At 62.2% G+C, this 17,882-nt stretch carries 15 protein-coding genes and 1 pseudogene; 14 read left to right on the top strand and 2 right to left on the bottom strand.

All coding sequences use genetic code 11. From position 1 onward, the window contains the following. Positions 1–22: 22 nt before the first annotated feature. The 10 genes from B5526_RS26840 (at position 23) to B5526_RS26885 (ending at position 11,797) form a co-directional block, all read left to right on the top strand. Positions 23–1,108, top strand: a complete 1,086-nt coding sequence (locus B5526_RS26840; RefSeq protein WP_079542819.1) for a carbon-nitrogen hydrolase family protein — start codon at positions 23–25, stop codon at positions 1,106–1,108. 80 nt (positions 1,109–1,188) lie between these two features. Continuing rightward, complete coding sequence (locus B5526_RS26845; RefSeq protein WP_079542820.1) at positions 1,189–2,115, top strand: LysR family transcriptional regulator; 927 nt, start codon at positions 1,189–1,191, stop codon at positions 2,113–2,115. A gap of 188 nt (positions 2,116–2,303) precedes the next feature. Beyond that, a complete protein-coding gene (locus B5526_RS26850; protein WP_079542821.1) occupies positions 2,304–3,650 on the top strand; it encodes an ABC transporter substrate-binding protein in 1,347 nt (448 codons plus the stop codon). Positions 3,651–3,740: 90 nt separating this feature from the next. Further along, on the top strand, positions 3,741–4,601 hold the full coding sequence (locus tag B5526_RS26855; protein WP_079542822.1) for an ABC transporter permease: 861 nt from the start codon (positions 3,741–3,743) through the stop codon (positions 4,599–4,601). A gap of 29 nt (positions 4,602–4,630) precedes the next feature. Next, positions 4,631–5,491, top strand: a complete 861-nt coding sequence (locus B5526_RS26860) for an ABC transporter permease (protein WP_244562068.1) — start codon at positions 4,631–4,633, stop codon at positions 5,489–5,491. Between the two features lie 11 nt (positions 5,492–5,502). Beyond that, entirely contained in the window at positions 5,503–6,609 is a 1,107-nt protein-coding gene (locus tag B5526_RS26865; protein ID WP_079542824.1) for an ABC transporter ATP-binding protein, read from the top strand. A gap of 27 nt (positions 6,610–6,636) precedes the next feature. After that, a complete protein-coding gene (locus tag B5526_RS26870) occupies positions 6,637–7,125 on the top strand; it encodes a (2Fe-2S)-binding protein (protein WP_079542825.1) in 489 nt (162 codons plus the stop codon). A 2-nt stretch (positions 7,126–7,127) separates the two neighbouring features. After that, entirely contained in the window at positions 7,128–9,515 is a 2,388-nt protein-coding gene (locus B5526_RS26875; RefSeq protein WP_079542826.1) for a xanthine dehydrogenase family protein molybdopterin-binding subunit, read from the top strand. Positions 9,516–9,527: 12 nt separating this feature from the next. After that, positions 9,528–10,331 carry an FAD binding domain-containing protein gene (locus B5526_RS26880; protein ID WP_079542827.1) on the top strand — a complete coding sequence of 268 codons (804 nt, stop codon included), beginning with the start codon at positions 9,528–9,530 and terminating at the stop codon, positions 10,329–10,331. Positions 10,332–10,339: 8 nt separating this feature from the next. After that, positions 10,340–11,797, top strand: coding sequence for an amidase (locus B5526_RS26885; protein WP_079545447.1), 1,458 nt, complete (start codon positions 10,340–10,342; stop codon positions 11,795–11,797). Positions 11,798–11,884: 87 nt separating this feature from the next. On the opposite strand, the pseudogene B5526_RS26890 reads toward B5526_RS26885, so the two are convergent. Next, positions 11,885–12,868 (bottom strand): annotated as a pseudogene (locus tag B5526_RS26890) (LysR substrate-binding domain-containing protein); the annotation flags it as partial. A 50-nt stretch (positions 12,869–12,918) separates the two neighbouring features. Beyond that, positions 12,919–13,425: a MarR family winged helix-turn-helix transcriptional regulator gene (locus B5526_RS26895; protein WP_079545450.1), complete on the bottom strand. Its 507-nt coding sequence runs from the start codon at positions 13,423–13,425 to the stop codon at positions 12,919–12,921. Positions 13,426–13,597: 172 nt separating this feature from the next. On the opposite strand from B5526_RS26895, the gene B5526_RS26900 reads away from it, so the two are divergent. Genes B5526_RS26900 through B5526_RS26915 form a run of 4 tightly spaced genes read left to right on the top strand, consistent with a single transcriptional unit; the run spans position 13,598 to position 17,846 of the window. Further along, positions 13,598–14,116: a flavin reductase family protein gene (locus B5526_RS26900; RefSeq protein ID WP_197688368.1), complete on the top strand. Its 519-nt coding sequence runs from the start codon at positions 13,598–13,600 to the stop codon at positions 14,114–14,116. Between the two features lie 47 nt (positions 14,117–14,163). Next, complete coding sequence (locus B5526_RS26905; protein WP_079542828.1) at positions 14,164–15,402, top strand: acyl-CoA dehydrogenase family protein; 1,239 nt, start codon at positions 14,164–14,166, stop codon at positions 15,400–15,402. Between the two features lie 20 nt (positions 15,403–15,422). Beyond that, the gene (locus B5526_RS26910) at positions 15,423–16,445 is read left to right on the top strand and encodes an amidohydrolase family protein (RefSeq protein WP_079542829.1); all 1,023 of its coding nucleotides are present in this window, start codon (positions 15,423–15,425) and stop codon (positions 16,443–16,445) included. A 45-nt stretch (positions 16,446–16,490) separates the two neighbouring features. Beyond that, positions 16,491–17,846, top strand: coding sequence for an MFS transporter (locus tag B5526_RS26915; protein ID WP_079542830.1), 1,356 nt, complete (start codon positions 16,491–16,493; stop codon positions 17,844–17,846). Positions 17,847–17,882 lie beyond the last annotated feature (36 nt).

Raw genomic sequence — 17,882 nt, forward strand, 5'->3', positions numbered from 1 at the left:
ATCCAGCAAAGCAGCACGCTCGATGATTCATCACTATCCGAAACTAAAAGTCGCCGCGGCCCACGTCGCCCCGGTGTTTCTCGATACCGGGCGAACGGTCGACAAGGCATGCTCGCTGATCGCCGAGGCCGCCCAGGCGGGAGCGCGGCTGATCGTCTTCCCGGAGGCGTTCGTGCCGGCGTTTCCGATCTGGACCGCGATCGCGGCGCCGATCCTGACCCACGAGCTGTTCAAGTCGCTCGCCTCGTGCGCGATCGAAATCACAGGGCCTGAGATCGCGCGGTTGAAGGATGCCGCGCGCCGCAACGAAATATGCGTCTCGATCGGGTTCAACGAAGGGACGAAAGCGAGCGTCGGCTGCATCTGGAATTCGAACGTGCTGATCGGCGAGGACGGATCGCTGCTCAATCACCATCGCAAGCTGGTTCCGACCTATTATGAGAAATTGGTCTGGTCGAGCGGAGACGGGGCTGGTCTACGCGTCGTCGAGACGTCGATCGGCCGGATCGGCATGCTGATTTGCGGCGAAAACACCAATCCTCTCGCCCGCTACAGCTTGATGGCACAAGGCGAGCAGATTCATATCTCCACCTATCCGCCGATCTGGCCGACCCGACCCTCCAGGGAAGCGGGAGGTTACGACATCGAGCAGGCGATTCGGATCCGGGCGGGTGCCCACTCGTTCGAGGCCAAGGCCTTCAATATCGTGGCCTCGGCATGCGTGGACGATACCATGCGGGCGAGGCTGGAGGCCGTGCTGGGTGCGTCGGCCCTCGATATCATCGATCATACCCCACGGGCCATCTCGGTCGTGATCGGCCCATCCGGCTTGCCCGTAAGCCCGGTGGTTTCCGGCGAGGAAACGCTGCTTTATTGCGATATCGATCTCGCCGATTGCATCGAGCCCAAGCAATTTCACGACGTAGTAGGTTACTACAATCGCTTCGACATCTTCAAACTCGAGGTCAATCGGGAGGCGAACCGGCCGATCGTCTTCCGCGACGATATCCGAAGCGCGCCGCGGGATCCTTATGCGGACGCGCTTCAAGCCCGGGGCGCCGACCTTTCGGCGCCTTCTGACCCAAAAGTACATCTGCTGGGCGCGTAAATGTATGCTAGATGCTGAGAAGCGAGCGTTCGCTCCCGACCGCCTCTCGGTCGTAGATGAGCTTTTAAAGTTGGGGGTAAATGAGCCTTTCCGGCTTCGATTGGAGCGATCTGGTCTTCTTCCTCGAGCTCGCGCGGCAGGGACGGCTCGTTCCGGCCGCCAGGAAACTCCGCGCCGATCACACCACGGTTAGCCGCCGCGTCGCCGAGCTGGAAAGAAGCCTAAACTGCAAACTGTTCGACCGCGGCGCGGACGGATTTGCATTGACCGATGCCGGTCAAAAACTCTTCAACTACGCCGAGATCATCGAGAGCAATGCTCTGCTGATCGCGGAGAATGTGGCGGGGTTGGCGGGCGTGCCCAGCGGCAACGTTCGTGTCGCCACGATGGAAGGCATCGGCAGCTTCTATCTCGCGCCGCGTATGCCGAGGCTGCGCAAAGAGTTTCCGGAAATCTGCGTCGAGCTGGTGACGGAGCGCCACATCATAAACCTCACCAAGCGAGAGGCCGATATCTCGCTAAGCTTCGCGCCAATGAAAGGCCCGCGGCTGATTTCCGAAACGATCGGGACGTTTCAGCTACGGCTTTATGCCGCGCCCTGCTATCTCGAACGAAGCGGCACACCAACCTCAATCCAAGATCTCGATCAGCATGATTTCGTCGACTACGTTGACGATCTTGTCGCCATCTCCGAGGTGAGATGGCTGCATGATGTGCTCAAGCCGAGCCGGGTGGTGTTTCAAAGCTCCAGCATGATAGCCCAGCACAACGCCGCCGCGGCCGGACTGGGCCTTGTCCTGTTGCCGTCGTTCAGTGCGGCCGATGACGTCAGGCTCGTTCCCGTGCTGGCGTCCGAGGCCGCCGTCTCGCGATCGATCTGGCTCACCGTGCACGAGGACCACCAATACCTCAGCCGAATTAGGACGGTAAAAAGCTTTCTCAAGAAAATCGTCAGCGAAGACCAGCCGTTTCTCAACGGTCTCACCCATCCGCCTTCCCGAAAGTAAAGAGCAAACTTTGGCGCTGCGTGCCTCTGCGCTGGGCAAACGCCAAACCATTAGCTGGCCTTATAGCTCGCATTTCCACTTCCGATTTTACAAGTCGAAATCTCCGCCGCTACGCTTTGACATCAACACGTCGCGACCACGCGCCGGTTGGACGCGGGCCAGTCCATCAACAGGCAACGGAGATAGTTATGTTGGATGATGACAATACTAATGATAACGCGTCTTCTGCAAAGAGACCGGTGAAGCGAAAAGACTTGTCACGGCGCGCCGTGCTCAAGGCCGGCGCCGCGGTGGCGGGCGCCGCGATTGGCTCCGACGCGATCCGCGGCTTTCCGACGATCTGGGCGCAGGAGATCAAGGACATCGAATTGCGGCATGTCGGGGTGTCCTATTCGGTGGTGAAAGCGATCGGAGACCAGGCGGCGAAAGATCTCGGTTTTAAAGTGACGATGCAGAATCTGGATACGTCAGCCGCCATCAACCGCTTCATCAGCCAGCCGGATTCGGTTGACATCGCCGACCTCGAAGGCTGGCAGGCAAAACTCGCGGCGAAGCGGTCGGTGATCCAGGGCATCGAAGTCAAGAAGATCAAGGAATTCGATAACATCCTGCCGATTTTCACCAAGGGCGAGATCGACGGCCACAAGATTCCGCGCCAGGGCATTTCGCCCTATGAGGCGATGTATATCGAAAAGCCCAATTCCACCGAACTACATGACGGCGTCACCGAATGGGCGACGTTCCTGCCGCAGGTCTACAACGCGGACTCGATCGGCTATCGCCCCGATCTGGTCGGCCATGAAGTCACCGAGTGGAAGGATCTGATCGATCCGAAATTCAAGGGCAAGGCCGCGATCCTCGACGTCCCGGCGATCGGCATCATGGACGCCGCGTTATGCTTCGAAAGCGCTGGCCTCATTAAATACGCCAACAAAGGCAACATGACCAAAGAGGAGATCGACTTCACCTGCAACAAATTGATCCAGCTGAAGAAGGACGGTCAGTTCCGCGCCACCTGGACGACGTTCGACCAATCGGTGCAGTTGATGGCGGCCGGTGAAGTCGTGATCCAGTCGATGTGGTCGCCGGCGGTTGCGGCCGTCCGCGTCAAGGAAATCCCTTGCGTCTATGCGCCGGTCAACATCAAGAACGGCAAGGAAGGCTACCGCGGCTGGTGCAACGGCATGGGCCTGATGAAGCATCTGTCGGGCAAGAAGCTCGATGCGGCCTACGAATATCTCAACTGGTATCTGTCGGGCTGGCAGGGCGGCTTCGTCGGTCGCTACGGCTATTACAGCCCGGTGCCTTCGACGGCGAAGAAATTCCTCACCGCCGCAGAGTGGGACTTCTGGTACGACGGCAAGCCGGCACCCGAAATCATCAACGATCCCTACGGCGTGCCGATGGAAAAGGCCGGCACCAAGCGGGACGGCGGTTCGTTCCTCGAGCGGGTCAAGAACATCTCGTGCTGGAACACGCTGATGGACGAGGCCGCCTACATGAACAAGCGCTGGAACGATTTCAAGGTCGCTTGATCTGACAGCACAAGCTGCCGGTGCGGCGCGCGCATCGGCAGCTCCTTCTCGCAAAGAAGTTTTAGGCGGACTTGAGTTAGGCCATACCGGATGTTGCGGCGAAATCTAACTGCATGGCTGTACGTGGCCCCGCTGATGCTGGTCCTCGTGCCGTTCTTTTTGCTGCCGATCCTGGTGGTGCTCGCGGCAAGTTTTTTTGAGACCGATGGCTTCGGCGGATTATTGCCGACGTTCACGCTTGCGAACTATCTCGATGTCCTGACCTCGGCGCAGACCTTTCATCTTTATGTCGCGACCTTGAAGTTCACGGTCTTGACCTGGGTCTTTACGCTGCTGATCGGGTTTCCGGTCGCGTATTTCCTGGTGTTTCATGTCAAGAACCAGTTGCTCGCCATCTCGCTGTTTCTGATCTGCACCGTTCCGTTCTGGACCTCGAATATCATCCGGATGATCTCCTGGATTCCGCTGCTCGGAAAGGAGGGGCTGGTCAACTCGACGCTGCTTGCGACGGGGGTGATCCACCAACCGATCGAGGTGCTGCTCTATTCGAGTCTGGCGGTCGTCATCGCCTATGTCCACCAATTGACGATCTTCATGGTGGTGCCGATCTTCAATTCGCTGGCGCGGATCGACAAGCGGATCGTCGAGGCCGCCCTCGATGCCGGCGCGAGCCGCCTCGACGTCATGCGCTACATCGTCATTCCCTTGTCGAAAAGCGGCATCGCGTTGGGGTCGATTTTTGTCATTTCGATCGTGATGGGCGACTTTTTCGTCGTCAAGGTGATGTCCGGCGGCAGTTCGGCGTCCGTCGTCAGCGCGTTCTATGAAAACGTCGGGGTGCTACAATATCCGCTCGCGGCGGCCAGTGCGGTGGTGCTGACATTGATCCTGACGGTCGTGATCTCCGCCATCCTTCGCGCGGTCGATCTGCGCCGGGAAATCGCCCAATGACGGTGGCGCTGGAAAGGTACGATGTCTCGATGAGCAAGGCCCGACGCGGCGTAGTGGCGCGAAGCGACCGCAGGCCCTGGACATTCTACGTGCTCGCGGCGGTCTTTACGTTCTACGTCGCGGCCCTGTACGGGCCGATGATCTGCATCTACATCCTGTCGTTTCAGGATATCCGCGGCGGCCTGGTATTTCCGATGAAGGGCCACTCGCTGCACTGGTTCATCGACCTCTTCACGCAAGTGCGCACTGGCGACGTCAAGGGCTCGTTCGATCGCTCGATCAAGCTGGCCGCGCTGGTGACGGTGATCACGCTGGTGTTTTCCTTCATGGCGGGACTGGCGTTCCGGCGAAGGTTTTTCGGCGACACCTTTGTATTCTATCTGATGATCGGCAGCCTGGTGGCGCCGGGTCTCGTGCTCGGCATCGGCGTCGGCCTTCTGTTCCAATGGGTCGGCATCAGCCCGAGCTGGTACACCTCTGCGCTGGGCGCGCAGCTGTCCTGGACATTGCCGTTCGGCGTGCTGGTGATGTTCGCGGTGATGTCGCGCTTCAACAGCGTCTGGGAGGAGGCAGCGCGCGATCTCGGTGCGAGCCGCTGGCAGACCATCCGGCTCGTCGTGATCCCGGTGCTGGCACCCGGTCTCGTCGCCGTCGCGCTGTTCGGCTTCACGCTGTCCTATGACGAGTTCGCCCGCACGCTGCAGACCGCCGGCTCCCTCAACACCCTGCCGCTCGAAATCTGGAGCATGACGCTGAACGTGACCTCGCCCTCGCTCTATGCACTGGGTACGGTGACGACGATCGTTTCGTTCGCCATTATCGGCATCTGCATCGGCGCCATCGTTCTCATCAACAAGCGCCGCGGTGTCCGCGCCGACAATAGTCACTAAGGGAATCCTCCATGCGCGCTGGCAAAGGCGATATCGAACTGGCCGGTCTCTGCAAGAGTTTTGACGGCGCCACCAATGTGGTTGACGGCGTCAACTTGAAGATTCCGGACGGCGCCTATTGCTGCTTCCTCGGCCCCTCCGGCTGCGGCAAGACCACGATCCTGCGCATGATCGCCGGCCACGAAGATCCGACCGCCGGCGAAATCGTCATCGGCGGCGAGAATGTCGTGGGGCTGGCGCCGGTCGAGCGGCGGACGGCGATGATGTTCCAGTCCTACGCGCTGTTTCCGCATCTCTCGGTCCGCGACAACATCGCCTTCGCGCTGCGGGTGCGCGGGCAATCCAAGGCGGAGCGCTACAAGGCCGTCGATCGGATGATGGAGAAGGTGCGGCTGACGGAACTGGCCGATCGTCTGCCGGCAAATCTATCAGGCGGACAACAGCAGCGCGTCGCGCTGGCGCGCGCGGCGATCACCGAACCCCGCGTGCTGCTGCTCGACGAACCCCTTTCCGCGCTCGACGAACAGCTTCGCGTGCAGATGCGGCAGGAATTGCGGCGGATGCAGCGCGATCTCGGCATCACCTTCGTTCACGTCACCCACACCCAGCTCGAGGCGATCGCGCTCGCCGACATCGTCGTCGTGATGGAGAAGGGCAAGATCAAGCAGGCAGGCCCCGCGCGCGAGGTCTATGCCCATCCGCGCGACCGCTATGTCGCGGAATTCCTCGGCGGGCAGAATGTGCTGTCCGGCAAGGTCGAAAAAGTCGGCGAGGATCATCTCGTGATCTCGCAGCCGAACCGCGGTGGAATTCAGGTCGGTGTAAAGCCCAATCCGCGTATCGAGGTGGGCGATCGCATCGATCTCGCGGTTCGGCGCGATGATATCGAACTGATGCGCGCGGATGCGTCCGGCCTTGAAAACGGCGCGACGGCGCTGCCGAGCCGGGTATTGGCGATCGAGTACCAGGGCTCGTTCGTCAAGGTGATGCTCGATACTATCCCGGACGAAGACTTCGTCGCCTACATCCCCGAACGCATATTTTTCCGCGATCCCTTTGATATCGGCGATATCCTGCTCGCCACCTGGTCGGCGGGCCGCGCCCGTGTTCTTGCCTGATGTCAGCCAACCAACCGGAGGTCACCCATGATGATCAGTTTTGCGCTTAACGGCCGGCCCCGGACCGTCGATGTCGAGCCCGCGACATTGGTCGCGGACCTGCTCCGCGAGACCCTGAACCTGACCGGAACGCATGTCGGCTGCGACACCAGCCAGTGCGGGGCCTGCGTCGTCCTGTTCAACGGCGAGGCGGTGAAGAGCTGCACGCTGCTCGCGCCGATGCTGGATGGCGGCACGCTGACGACGATCGAGGGATTAGCCGAATTAGGCGGCTCCAATCGCCTGCATCCGATGCAGGAGGCGTTCCATCAAAATCACGGCCTGCAATGCGGCTTCTGCACGCCCGGCATGGTGATGACGGCGGTGGCGCTGACGGCGAAGAATCCGGCGCCGACGGAGGCCGAAGTCCGCCACGGTCTGGAAGGCAATATCTGCCGCTGCACAGGTTACCAGAACATCGTGGCATCGGTTTTGGCCGGTGCGGCGGCCATGAACGCACCCGCGATCGGAGAATGACCATGTCGAACGTCATCGGGATTGGCGCCGCGCCGCGCCGCAAGGAAGATTTCCGCTTTCTGACCGGTCGCGGCAATTATGTCGCCGACGTCAAGCGCGCCGACATGACATTCGGCGTGTTCATCCGTTCGCAGCACGGCCACGCGGTGATCCGCGGCATCGACAAGAAGCCGGCGCTGGCGCTGCCGGGCGTTGAGGCCGTTTTGACCGGCGAGGACGTCGCGGCCGACGGCCTGGGATCGCTGCCTTGCGGCTGGGGCATCCATGGCTCCGACGGCCTGCCGATGAAGGAGCCGCCGTTCCCGATGCTGGCGCAGGGCAAGGTGCGCTTCGTCGGCGATATGGTCGCCTTCGTCATCGCTGATACGCTGGAGCAGGCGCGCGCCGCCGCTGAGGCGGTCGAGATTGATTACGAGGTGCTGCCGTCGGTGGTCGGCGTGCTCGAAGCCGTTCGCCCGGGCGCGCCGCAATTGTTCGACGATGTGCCGAACAATCTGTGCTGCGACTGGGAGCTCGGCGACAAGGCCGCGGTCGCGGTCGCCTTCCGCAAGGCCGCGCATGTCGCGCGCTTAAGCCTTGTCAACAATCGGCTGATTGGCAATCCAATGGAGCCGCGCGCGGCGATCGCCGAATATAATGCCGGCACCGGTCATTACACGCTGTGGTCCACCAGCCAGTTTCCGCATGTGGTGCGGTTTCTGATGAGCGCGCTGGTGCTGAAGATTCCCGAGCAGAAGATGCGCGTGGTGGCGCCCGATGTCGGCGGCGGCTTTGGCGTCAAGCAATTCCACTATGGCGAGGAAGCCGTCATCACCTGGGCCGCAAAACGCGTCGGCCGTCCCGTGAAATGGGTGGCCGACCGTTCCGAAGGATTTGTCTCCGATCGTCACGGCCGCGATCACGTCACCGAAGCCGAACTTGCGCTCGACGAGAACGGAAAATTCCTGGCGCTGAAGGTCGCAACACTGGCCAATATGGGCGGCTACCTCTCGACCTTCGGTCCCAATATTCCGACCAACCTCTATGGGCCATTGTTGAGCGGCGTCTACACCACGCCCGCGATCTATTGCAACGTCAAGGTGGTCTTCACGAACACCGTGCCGGTCGATGCCTATCGCGGCGCCGGCCGTCCCGAGGCGACCTTCGTGGTCGAACGGCTGGTCGACGTCGCGGCGAAAGAGATGGGGATCGATCGCGTCGAGTTACGCCGGCGCAACATCATCCCGAAGGAAGCCTATCCGTATCAGACGCCGGTGCTGGTCGAATATGATTCCGGCGATCCGATGGGATGCCTTGAAGGCGCGCTCGTTGCGGCCGACGTCGCGGGCTTTGGCGCGCGCAAGGCGGCTTCCGAACGTGACGGCAAATTCCGCGGCCTTGGGTTTTCGACCTATGTCGAGGCCTGCGGCCTGGCGCCGTCGCGCTTTGCCGGCCGTCTCGGCGCCCGCGGCGGACTCTACGAGAGCGCCACCGTTCGTGTGCATCCGACCGGACAGGTGACGGTCCTGATCGGCACCCATAATCACGGGCAGGGGCATGAGACCACCTTCGCGCAGATCGTGTCCGAAAAACTCGGGGTCGCCTTCGACAACGTCGACATCGTGTTCGGCGATACCGACCGCGTACAGTTCGGCATGGGCACCTATGGCTCGCGCTCGCTCGTCGTCGGCGGCGCCGCGCTAGCGAAGGCCAGCGACAAGGTCGTGACAAAAGGCAAGAAGATCGCGGCGCATCTGCTTGAAGCGAGCGAGCAGGACATTCAGTTCGAGGCGGGCGTGTTCTCGGTCGCCGGCACCGACCGCGGCAAGACCTTCCAGGAAATCGCAGGTGCGGCTTATGTTCCGCACAATTATCCGCTGGAGGTGCTGGAGCCCGGGCTCGAGGAGCAGGCCTATTACGATCCGATCAATTTTACCTATCCCGGCGGCTGTCACATCGCCGAGGTCGAGATCGATCCCGAGACCGGCATCGTGACGCTGGAGAAATATACCGCGGTCGACGACGTCGGCACCGTGATCAATCCGATGATCGTCGAAGGCCAGTTGCATGGCGGCATCGTTCAGGGCGTCGGCCAGGCGCTGTTCGAGAACGCCGTCTATGATGACGTCTCGGGGCAGCTGTTGTCGGGTTCGTTCATGGACTACACCATGCCGCGCGCCGATCACTTGCCGAACATGACGATCAAGACCCATTCCACGCGGTGCACCCACACGCCGATGGGCGTGAAGGGCTGCGGCGAGGTCGGCACGATCGGTTCGCCCGCCGCCGTCATCAATGCCGTGGTCGACGCGCTGTCGCATCTTGGCGTTCAGCACGTCGACATGCCGGCGACGCCGAACCGGATCTGGCGCGTTATTCAGAACGCCGTGATGCCGCGCGCCGCGGAATAGGAGGAAACAAAAATGAGATCATTTGCATTTCACCGGCCGGACAGCCTTCATGAAGTCTCGGCATTATTGAGCGCCGTTACCGACAGCATGCCGCTCGCCGGCGGCATGACGCTGTTGCCGACCATCAAGCAGCGGCTCGCTTCTCCGGCCGCGCTGATCGACTTGTCGAAGATCCCGCAATTATCAGGGATTTCGGCGAGTGACGAAATCCTGACCATCGGCGCGATGACCCGCCATGTCGATGTCGCGGAGTCCGAACTGGTGCGCGGCAAGATACCGCTGTTGGCGCATCTCGCCGCCGGCATCGGCGATCCCGCAGTACGCAACCGGGGCACCATCGGCGGCTCGGTCGCCAACAACGATCCGTCCGCCGACTATCCGGCCGCGGTGCTGGCGCTCGATGCGAGTGTCGTCACCGACCGCCGCGAGATTGCGGCCGACGCGTTCTTCCGGGGTCTGTTCGAGACCGCGCTCGAGCCGGGCGAGATCATCACGTCGTTGCGCTTTCCGATTCCGTCTGCCGGCGGCTATGCGAAATTCAAATCGCCGGCGTCGCGCTATGCCGTGGTCGGGGTCTGCGTCGCCAAGAGGGGCGGCAAAGTCCGTGTCGCCGTGACCGGCGCCGGCCCCGGCGTCTTCCGCGTCGCGTCGATGGAAGCCGCGCTCGAGGCGTCCTTCACGCCAAGCGCGGTCGCGGCGATCAAAGTGCCGTCGAAAAACCTGACTTCCGATATCCACGCGGATTCGGAATACCGCGCGCATCTCGTGACCGTGATGGCGAAAAAGGCCGTGGCGGCCGCTCTTTTGAATTTGTGAGGCATGCGGTGAAAGCAGGAAGCGCGCGCGCCGACGGCGCCGTCGACGCGAACGAATTGGCGAGACTCTCGGCCGTCGAGCTGCTGGAGGGTTATCGCAGCAGGCGATTCACGCCGCGTGACGTCATCGAAGACGTCATCGCCGCGCTGGAACTGACCAACGCATCGTGCAACGTGGTCGTGACCGCGACCTATGATTCCGCGCGCGCCGCGGCCGACGAAGCCACCGCGGCGTGGTCGACAGGACGTCCCGAAGGCAAATTGGCTGGCGTCCCGGTGAGCATAAAAGATCTCGTCTATGTCGCCGGCGTGCGCGCGCTCGGCGGCGCCCCCGCCAACAAGGATCTGGTGCCGAGCGTCGATGCGGCCGTGGTGTCGGCACTGAAATCGGCGGGCGCGATCGTCACGTGCAAGACCACCACCTGCGAATCCGGATACAAGCTCACCGCCGACAGTCCGGTGTCCGGCATCACCCGCAATCCCTGGAACACGGATCGGACCAGCGGCGGATCGAGCGGCGGCGCCGCGGCGTCGGTTGCCGCCGGATGCGGTCCGCTCGCGATTGGCACCGATGGCGTCGGCTCGATCCGGGTGCCGTCGTCTTTCTGCGGCGTGGTCGGCATCAAGCCGACATTCGGACTGGTGCCGCGGTCGCCGGGATTTTCACCGCCATCATGGGCCTCGCTGGCGCATACCGGGCCGATCGCGCGCACCGTGGCCGATGCCGCATTGTTGCTGGAAGTGGTCGCCGCCCATGATCTGCGCGATGCCGCGAGCCTGCCGGTGCCGCCGCGCAGTTTTGATGCGATTCCGGGCAAGCTTGACGGCATCACGATCGGAAGCAGTGTCGACTTCGGTTACGCCGCGGTCGCGCCCGATGTGCGCAAGGCTTTCCGCCTGGCGGCCGACACCTTGGGCTCGCTCGGCGCCGATATCGTGCCGGATTGTGTGCAGTTCGCGCCGGATATGCTGGAGCGGATCCTGAAACCGATCGCCTATACCGAGCAGGCGGCAGCCGTGTCAGGCCGCGATACCAGCGCGCTCGCCTCGTCCGACAGCGACTACCGCGACGTTGTTGCCCAAGGCGCGACCTATAGCGGCATCGACTATGTCGAGGCCAATTATCGCCGCAACAGCCTGCGCGCGTCTTTCCTGGAGATTTTCAAGACAGTCGATGCCATCGTCACGCCGACGGTTGCGGTGACGGCATTCCAAGCCGGCGCGCTCGGCGTCGACCGGGTTGATGGCGTCGCCGTCGACCGCCATCTAGGCTGGTCGCCGTTCTCGTGGCCGATAAATCTGACCGGACTGCCGGCCGCGACGATTCCCTGCGGGTTCGATAGCGACGGGCTCCCGATCGGGCTTCAGATTGTCGCGCCTTGGCTCGACGAGGACCTGATTGTGCGCATCGCCGCCGCGTTCGAAGCCGCGCGGCCCTGGGCCCGGTTTCGTCCCCGAATGTCCTGAAGGGCCGGAGACGGCATCGGCCGGCGACAACGGCAGTTCCTTGCCGAGCAGCAATTCGTCATCGAGATTGAGATAATGCGCGAGGTAATCGTGCAGCGCGCCTGCGGCCTTCGATGTTGCCGCCGGCGATTTGTAGAGCAGGAGATCGACCTTGGGCAGCGGCGGCAGCCCTTCGGGAGCGCCGATCTCGCGCATGTTGCGCACCAGCGCGCTTCGGCCGAGCACAGTCACCGCCATGCCGGCAAACGCCGCGGCCTGCAAGCCAGAGACGCTGTGGCTGACGCAGGCGATGCGCCATCTTAGCCGCGCGGCCTCCAGTTGCTCGATCGCATGGTCGCGGAAGATATTGCCCGGCGGCAAAAGCGCGAGCGGGATCGGCTTTTCATTGTGGGCGGTGGATTGCTCGCCGGTCATCCAGACCAGTTGTTCCTGCCTCACCACCTGCCCGCCGGTGAAATCGTTCATGCGGGTCACGAGCGCAATATCGACTTCGCCGCGCTTGACGCATCCGACCAGCGGCGTCGACAGCGAGCAGTTCAACTCGAGCTGGACGCGCGGAAAGGCTTTGCGGAAGATTTTCAGGATCGCCGGCAGCATGAAGGCGGCATAGAGGTCGGGCGTGCCGAGCACGACGTGGCCTTCGATATCCGGCGAGGCGAGCTGCGACAGCAATTCGTCATGAAAACCGAGGATCGAGCGCGCATAGCTCAAGACGGTCTCGCCTTCCGCGGTGAGGAACAGCCGGCGGCCTTCATGGATGAAGATGGCCTTTCCGGTGAGTTCCTCGAGCCGCTGCAGTTGCAGGGTGATCGCCGGTTGGGTGCGGCCGAGCCGCCGCGCGGTCTCGGTGATGCTTCCGGTCTCGACCACCGACATCAGCGAGCGCAGCATCCGAATATCCAGGTTGATGAGGTTCATTGCGTCACTCACGGTCCGGGGTCCTGCATATTCCATGCAATTTTCATGCTGCGATGCCGAACGGGGAAGGCCAGATAGTGCTGATGAAACAGGCTGCGGTGTGCAAGGGCTGCCATGCTGCTCGCAAAAAGGGCGAGGCGCCATCCCGAACATGCGCCGCGTGCTCCAGGACCGCGACAACACGCCACCGGCCGGTATTGGGATCACGATCGCCGAGGTGGTCGCTTTGACAGCGATTTCCGCTTCGGCTTCGCCGAAGCTTTCGCAGCCTCAATCTCCGGCTCGATCGATCCGAGCGTCTCGTAGATTTCCCGAAAGATGGTCTTGAGGCGGGCGACCTCGTCTTCCCTGTAATTCTCCACAGCCACTTCGGCGAAATGCACCGCGATCGGCATCAGCTCTTCCACCAGCGCTCGGCCTTTCGACGTGAGATTGATGGCAACGGTTCGTCCATTGTCTTCCAGCCGACTGCGCGTGACGAGACCCTTGCGCTTCATCTCGCCGATCAGCCGCGACAACGTCGAAATCTCCGTGGTCGTCACGCTGGCAAGGTCGCTCAGCCGCTGATCGCCTTTTTCCCACAGCGCGGCCATCACCCGGTACATCGGTAAGCTTACGCCGAACGGCGCAATGCGCCGCGAAAACAATTCGCCCATCCGCACGCCGACCCGGTTGAGCAGATAGGGAAAGGAATTCGAAAGTCTGTACAAGGCCTTGGGCTCCGACAAGCCGCAACAATTGCGCGCCGACAGTTACCGGAAGGGCGTCCGTCTCACAAGTAAATTGCGGCTAGAACTTTTGATTGACAAATAGTTGCATTTGCAAATATTGTAACTGAAATAATCCGACCGAGAAGCGGGCTTTGCGTTACCGGAGCGAGACATGTCCCTGGATGCCGCCACCGACGACCTTCGCGCGTCGTTCAAGCTTGCGATGCGCCGCTTCCCCGCAGCCGTCACGGTCATCACCTCGGCCGACCAGACCCGTCGCCATGGCATGACGGCGACCGCGGTCACCTCGCTCTCCCTCGACCCGCCGTCGCTCGTGGTCTGCGTCAACCAGGCGAGCCTGCTTCACGACATCATGCTGCTGGCGCGCCGGTTCTGCGTGAACCTGCTGCGCCGGGATCAGGTCGCGTTATCGGCGGCCTTCAGCGGGGCGCTGCCGCCTGAAACACGTTTTGGTCTCGGCGAATGGGCGGTCTCGCCCGAAGGCATCAGTTATCTCGAAACCGCGCAGATCAATATCTTTTGCCGAAAGGCCGCCGCCGTTCCCTACGGCACGCACACAATCTTCATCGGCGAGGCCGAACTCGTGAACGTTCACGATCCCGTCGATCCCCTAATCTATCAGGATGCGACCTACTGCTTTTCCGTGCCAGCCGAAACCAAAGCCGCCTAAGCAGGCCGCCACGGCCGCCTGGAATCTTGGATGACGGAGGAACCGACATGAACGTTGCCGCACAGGTCTTCGAAAAAAATTCTGACCAGCCGTTCGGCAGACGCCCGAGCGTCGGCGATCTCAAGCTCCGGGTTGCCAGTATAAGTTCGCAAATCAAGGCGAGAGCGCACGCCACGGAAAAAAGCGGGCGCGTTCCCGCCGAAAACATCCTCGCGCTGCGGTCGATCGGCTATTTCGACATTGTGAGACCGCGCGCCTTCGGCGGCTACGAGTACGATTTCGATGTCCTGGTCGACCTCAACATCGATCTGGCCAAGGCCTGCGCATCGACCGCCTGGGTCGGCGGATTGCTCGCCGCCCACCAATGGCTGATTGCGAGTTTTCACGAGCAAGCCCAGCGCGATGTCTGGGATTCAAACCCCGACGCGCTGGCCTGCGGATCCTATGCGCCGGCAACCAAAGCGGTTGCCGCCCATGGCGGCTATGTCTTGACCGGCCGCTGGTCCTTCGCCAGCGGCTGCGACAATGCACAATGGTCCCTGTGTGCCGCGCTGCTGCCGTCGCGCAGCGAAGCCGACCGGTTTGTCCCGGCGTTTTTGCTGGTGCCGGCGTCGCACTATCTGATCGAGGACAACTGGAATGTCGTCGGCCTTGCCGGGACCGGCAGCAAGACGCTGCAGTTGAAAGACGTATTTGTGCCCGAACACCGGGTTCTCACCTTTCTTGAAACCACATCCGGCAAAACGCCGGGCGCGCTGCTCTATTCGGACAACCCGGGGTTTTCCATTCCGATGCTGAGCAATATTCCCTCCTGCCTTGCTTCCGTCGCCGTCGGCACCGCGGCCGGCGCGCTGGAGGATTATCTCGAAGCCACCAGCAAGCGCGTCACGCGCGGCGCGGTTGCGGGCAGCAACAACCGGATGGCGGAATTCCCCACGATCCAGTTGCGGGTCGCGGAAGCGGCGGCTTCGACCGATGCCGCGCGCGAAATCCTGCTACGCGATTTGCGCGACCGCGCCGCTACAGTTCGCGCAAGCAGGCCGGTGTCGATCGAGGACCGGATCGTCAGCCGCCGCGGCCAGGCATTTGCGGTTTCGCTGGCCATCCGTGCCAGCGAAGCGCTTAATGCCTCGACCGGCGGGCAGGGGCTGGACCTTTCCAATCCGGTGCAACGGGCATGGCGCGACGCCAACGCCGTCGGCCGTCACATCAGCATGAACTGGGATGCGGTAGGTACCATGTATGGCCAGATGGCGCTGGGCCTCGTGCCGCAAGGACAGTACTGAAACCAAAAAGGAGAATGACAATGCAGGGCAAGATCGCGCTCGAGGAGCACTTCGCCATTCCGGACACGCTGATGGATTCCGCAGGCTTCGCGCCCGAGAGCTATTGGCCCGAGCTGAAGGAGCGCCTGCTCGACATCCAGGAAAAGCGGCTGCGGCAAATGGACGAGCAGGGCGTCGAGATGATGATCCTCTCGCTCAACGCGCCGGCCGTGCAGGCGATACCGGACGCCAAGAAGGCGAATGAAATCGCGGTGCGGGCGAACGATTATCTGGCCGAACAGGTCGCCAGGCGCCCCGAGCGCTTTCAGGCCTTCGCGGCGCTTCCGATGCAGGATCCGGATCTCGCGATCGTCGAACTCGATCGCGCCGTCTCTACGATGGGCTTCAAGGGCGCGCTGGTGAACGGCTTCTCGCAGGTCGGCGAGGCGCGCAATGCCGTCTATTACGATCTGGACCGGTACTGGCCGTTCTGGGAGACGGTCGAACAGCTCGACGTGCCGTTCTATCTGCACCCGCGCAATCCGCTCACTGAAGATTCTCGGATCTATGAAGGCCACGAATGGTTGCTGGGGCCGACCTGGGCGTTCGGCCAGGAAACCGCCGTCCACGCGCTGCGCCTGATGGGCTCCGGCCTGTTCGACAAGTATCCGGGCTTGCGCATTATTCTCGGCCACATGGGGGAGGGGCTGCCCTACAGCATGTGGCGGATCGATCACCGCAACGGCTGGGTGAAGGCGCCGCCGCGCTACAAGGCGAAAAAGAAGATCTGCGAATATTTCAACGCGCATTTCTACCTGACGACGTCGGGCAATTTCCGTACCCAGACGCTGATCGACGCCTTGCTGGAAATCGGCGCCGACCGGATTCTGTTCTCGGCCGATTGGCCGTTCGAGAACATCGATCACGCCGCGCAATGGTTCGACAGCGCAACGATCAGCGAGGCGGATCGCAAGAAGATCGGAAGAGATAACGCGCTCCGGCTGTTCAAGCTCGCGGACAACAGCGCCTCGCAATCCGGCAAGGTCGCCCAAGCCGCAGAATAGTGGCAAGTGACTTCAAAAAGACCAAACGACATCGGGGAGGCTAGGATGACTTTGCAAACGATCGACGTTCACGAGGAACTGGCGGGTGCCAAGGTAGGCGTGTTCCATTGGCGCCTCGGCGCGATGATGGGATTGCTGACGCTGTTCGATGGCTATGACACCTTCAATCCCGCCTATGTCATCCACTATGTCGCCGGACCCTGGGGCCTCAAAGCCGGGCAGGCGGGCCTTCTGATCTCCAGTGGATTGGTCGGTTTCCTGCTCGGCGCGGCGATCCATGGCGTGGCGGCCGACCGGTTCGGGCGTCGCGGGGCACTTTTGGCCGGCTTATGGGTCACAAGCGTTTTCACGCTTCTCACCGCGTGGCTCGCCAACTCGTTTCTGACGTTCTGCGCGCTGCGATTGTTGACGGGACTGGGCCTCGGCGTGCTGTTGCCGCTCGCGACCACCTACATCAACGAACTGGCGCCGCGCCGGGTCGCCAACACGTTTGCCTTATGGGGCGTCGCGTTGGGCTGGGCCGCGGGCGGCACGCTGGCGGGAGTTGTCGGGGTGTTCGCCACGCCGTCATGGGGCTGGCAGAGCCTTTATTGGATCGGCTCGCTCTCCTTCCTGTTGCTGCCGTTCATGCATCTGACGCTGCCGGAGTCGCCAAAGTTCCTGGTGATGGAAGGACGGGTCGCCGAGATCCGGCGAATGCTCGCCAAATTGCGGCCCGAGCGCGCCCATATCTATGCGTCCGCGGCGATTGTCGCTGACAACAACAAGGCGTCGGGAAACCTGATCCTCGAACTATTGCAGCCGCGTTACCGCCGGACCACGATCGCGATCTGGGCCACCGCCTTTCTCAGCCTGTTCTGCATTTTCGGCCTGTCCGGATGGATCCCGACGGTGATGATCGCGCGCGGCGAGACATTCGCGGCCAGTTTCGGATTTGGCGCGCTGATGCAGGTCATGTCCTTTGTCGGCGCCATTGCACTTGGCCATCTCGTCGACCGGTTTGGCCATAACCGCGGCCTGCTCGGCCTGTGGTGGGCGCTCGGCGGATGCGCGGTTCTGACGCTGGTATTCCTGAACGACCATCTCGTGAATGTCACCTGCGTCGCGGCCGCCGGGTTCTTCATCATCGGCGCGCAGTTCGTCCTGAACAATTTCACCGCGGCGGCCTATGAGACCAATGTGCGGGCGACTGCGGTCGGAATGGAATTGGGCGTCGGCCGGGTCGGCGCCATCCTCGGGCCGTTCGTCGCCGGCGCGCTGCAACAGAACTATCAAAGCGCGCTGCCGATGTTCCTCGCGATCGGTCTGGCGGCGCTCGCGGCGGGCGGGATCATCCTGCTTGCCAACCGCCGGGGCGCGGAAGCAAGTACCGGGCGTCTCGCTGAACCGAAGGCTGCGTAGCCGATGCAGAACTTCACGCACGGGGCGGCTCTATAT

Origin of the sequence: Bradyrhizobium lablabi (assembly GCF_900141755.1) — a bacterium.
Lineage (GTDB): Bacteria > Pseudomonadota > Alphaproteobacteria > Rhizobiales > Xanthobacteraceae > Bradyrhizobium > Bradyrhizobium lablabi_A.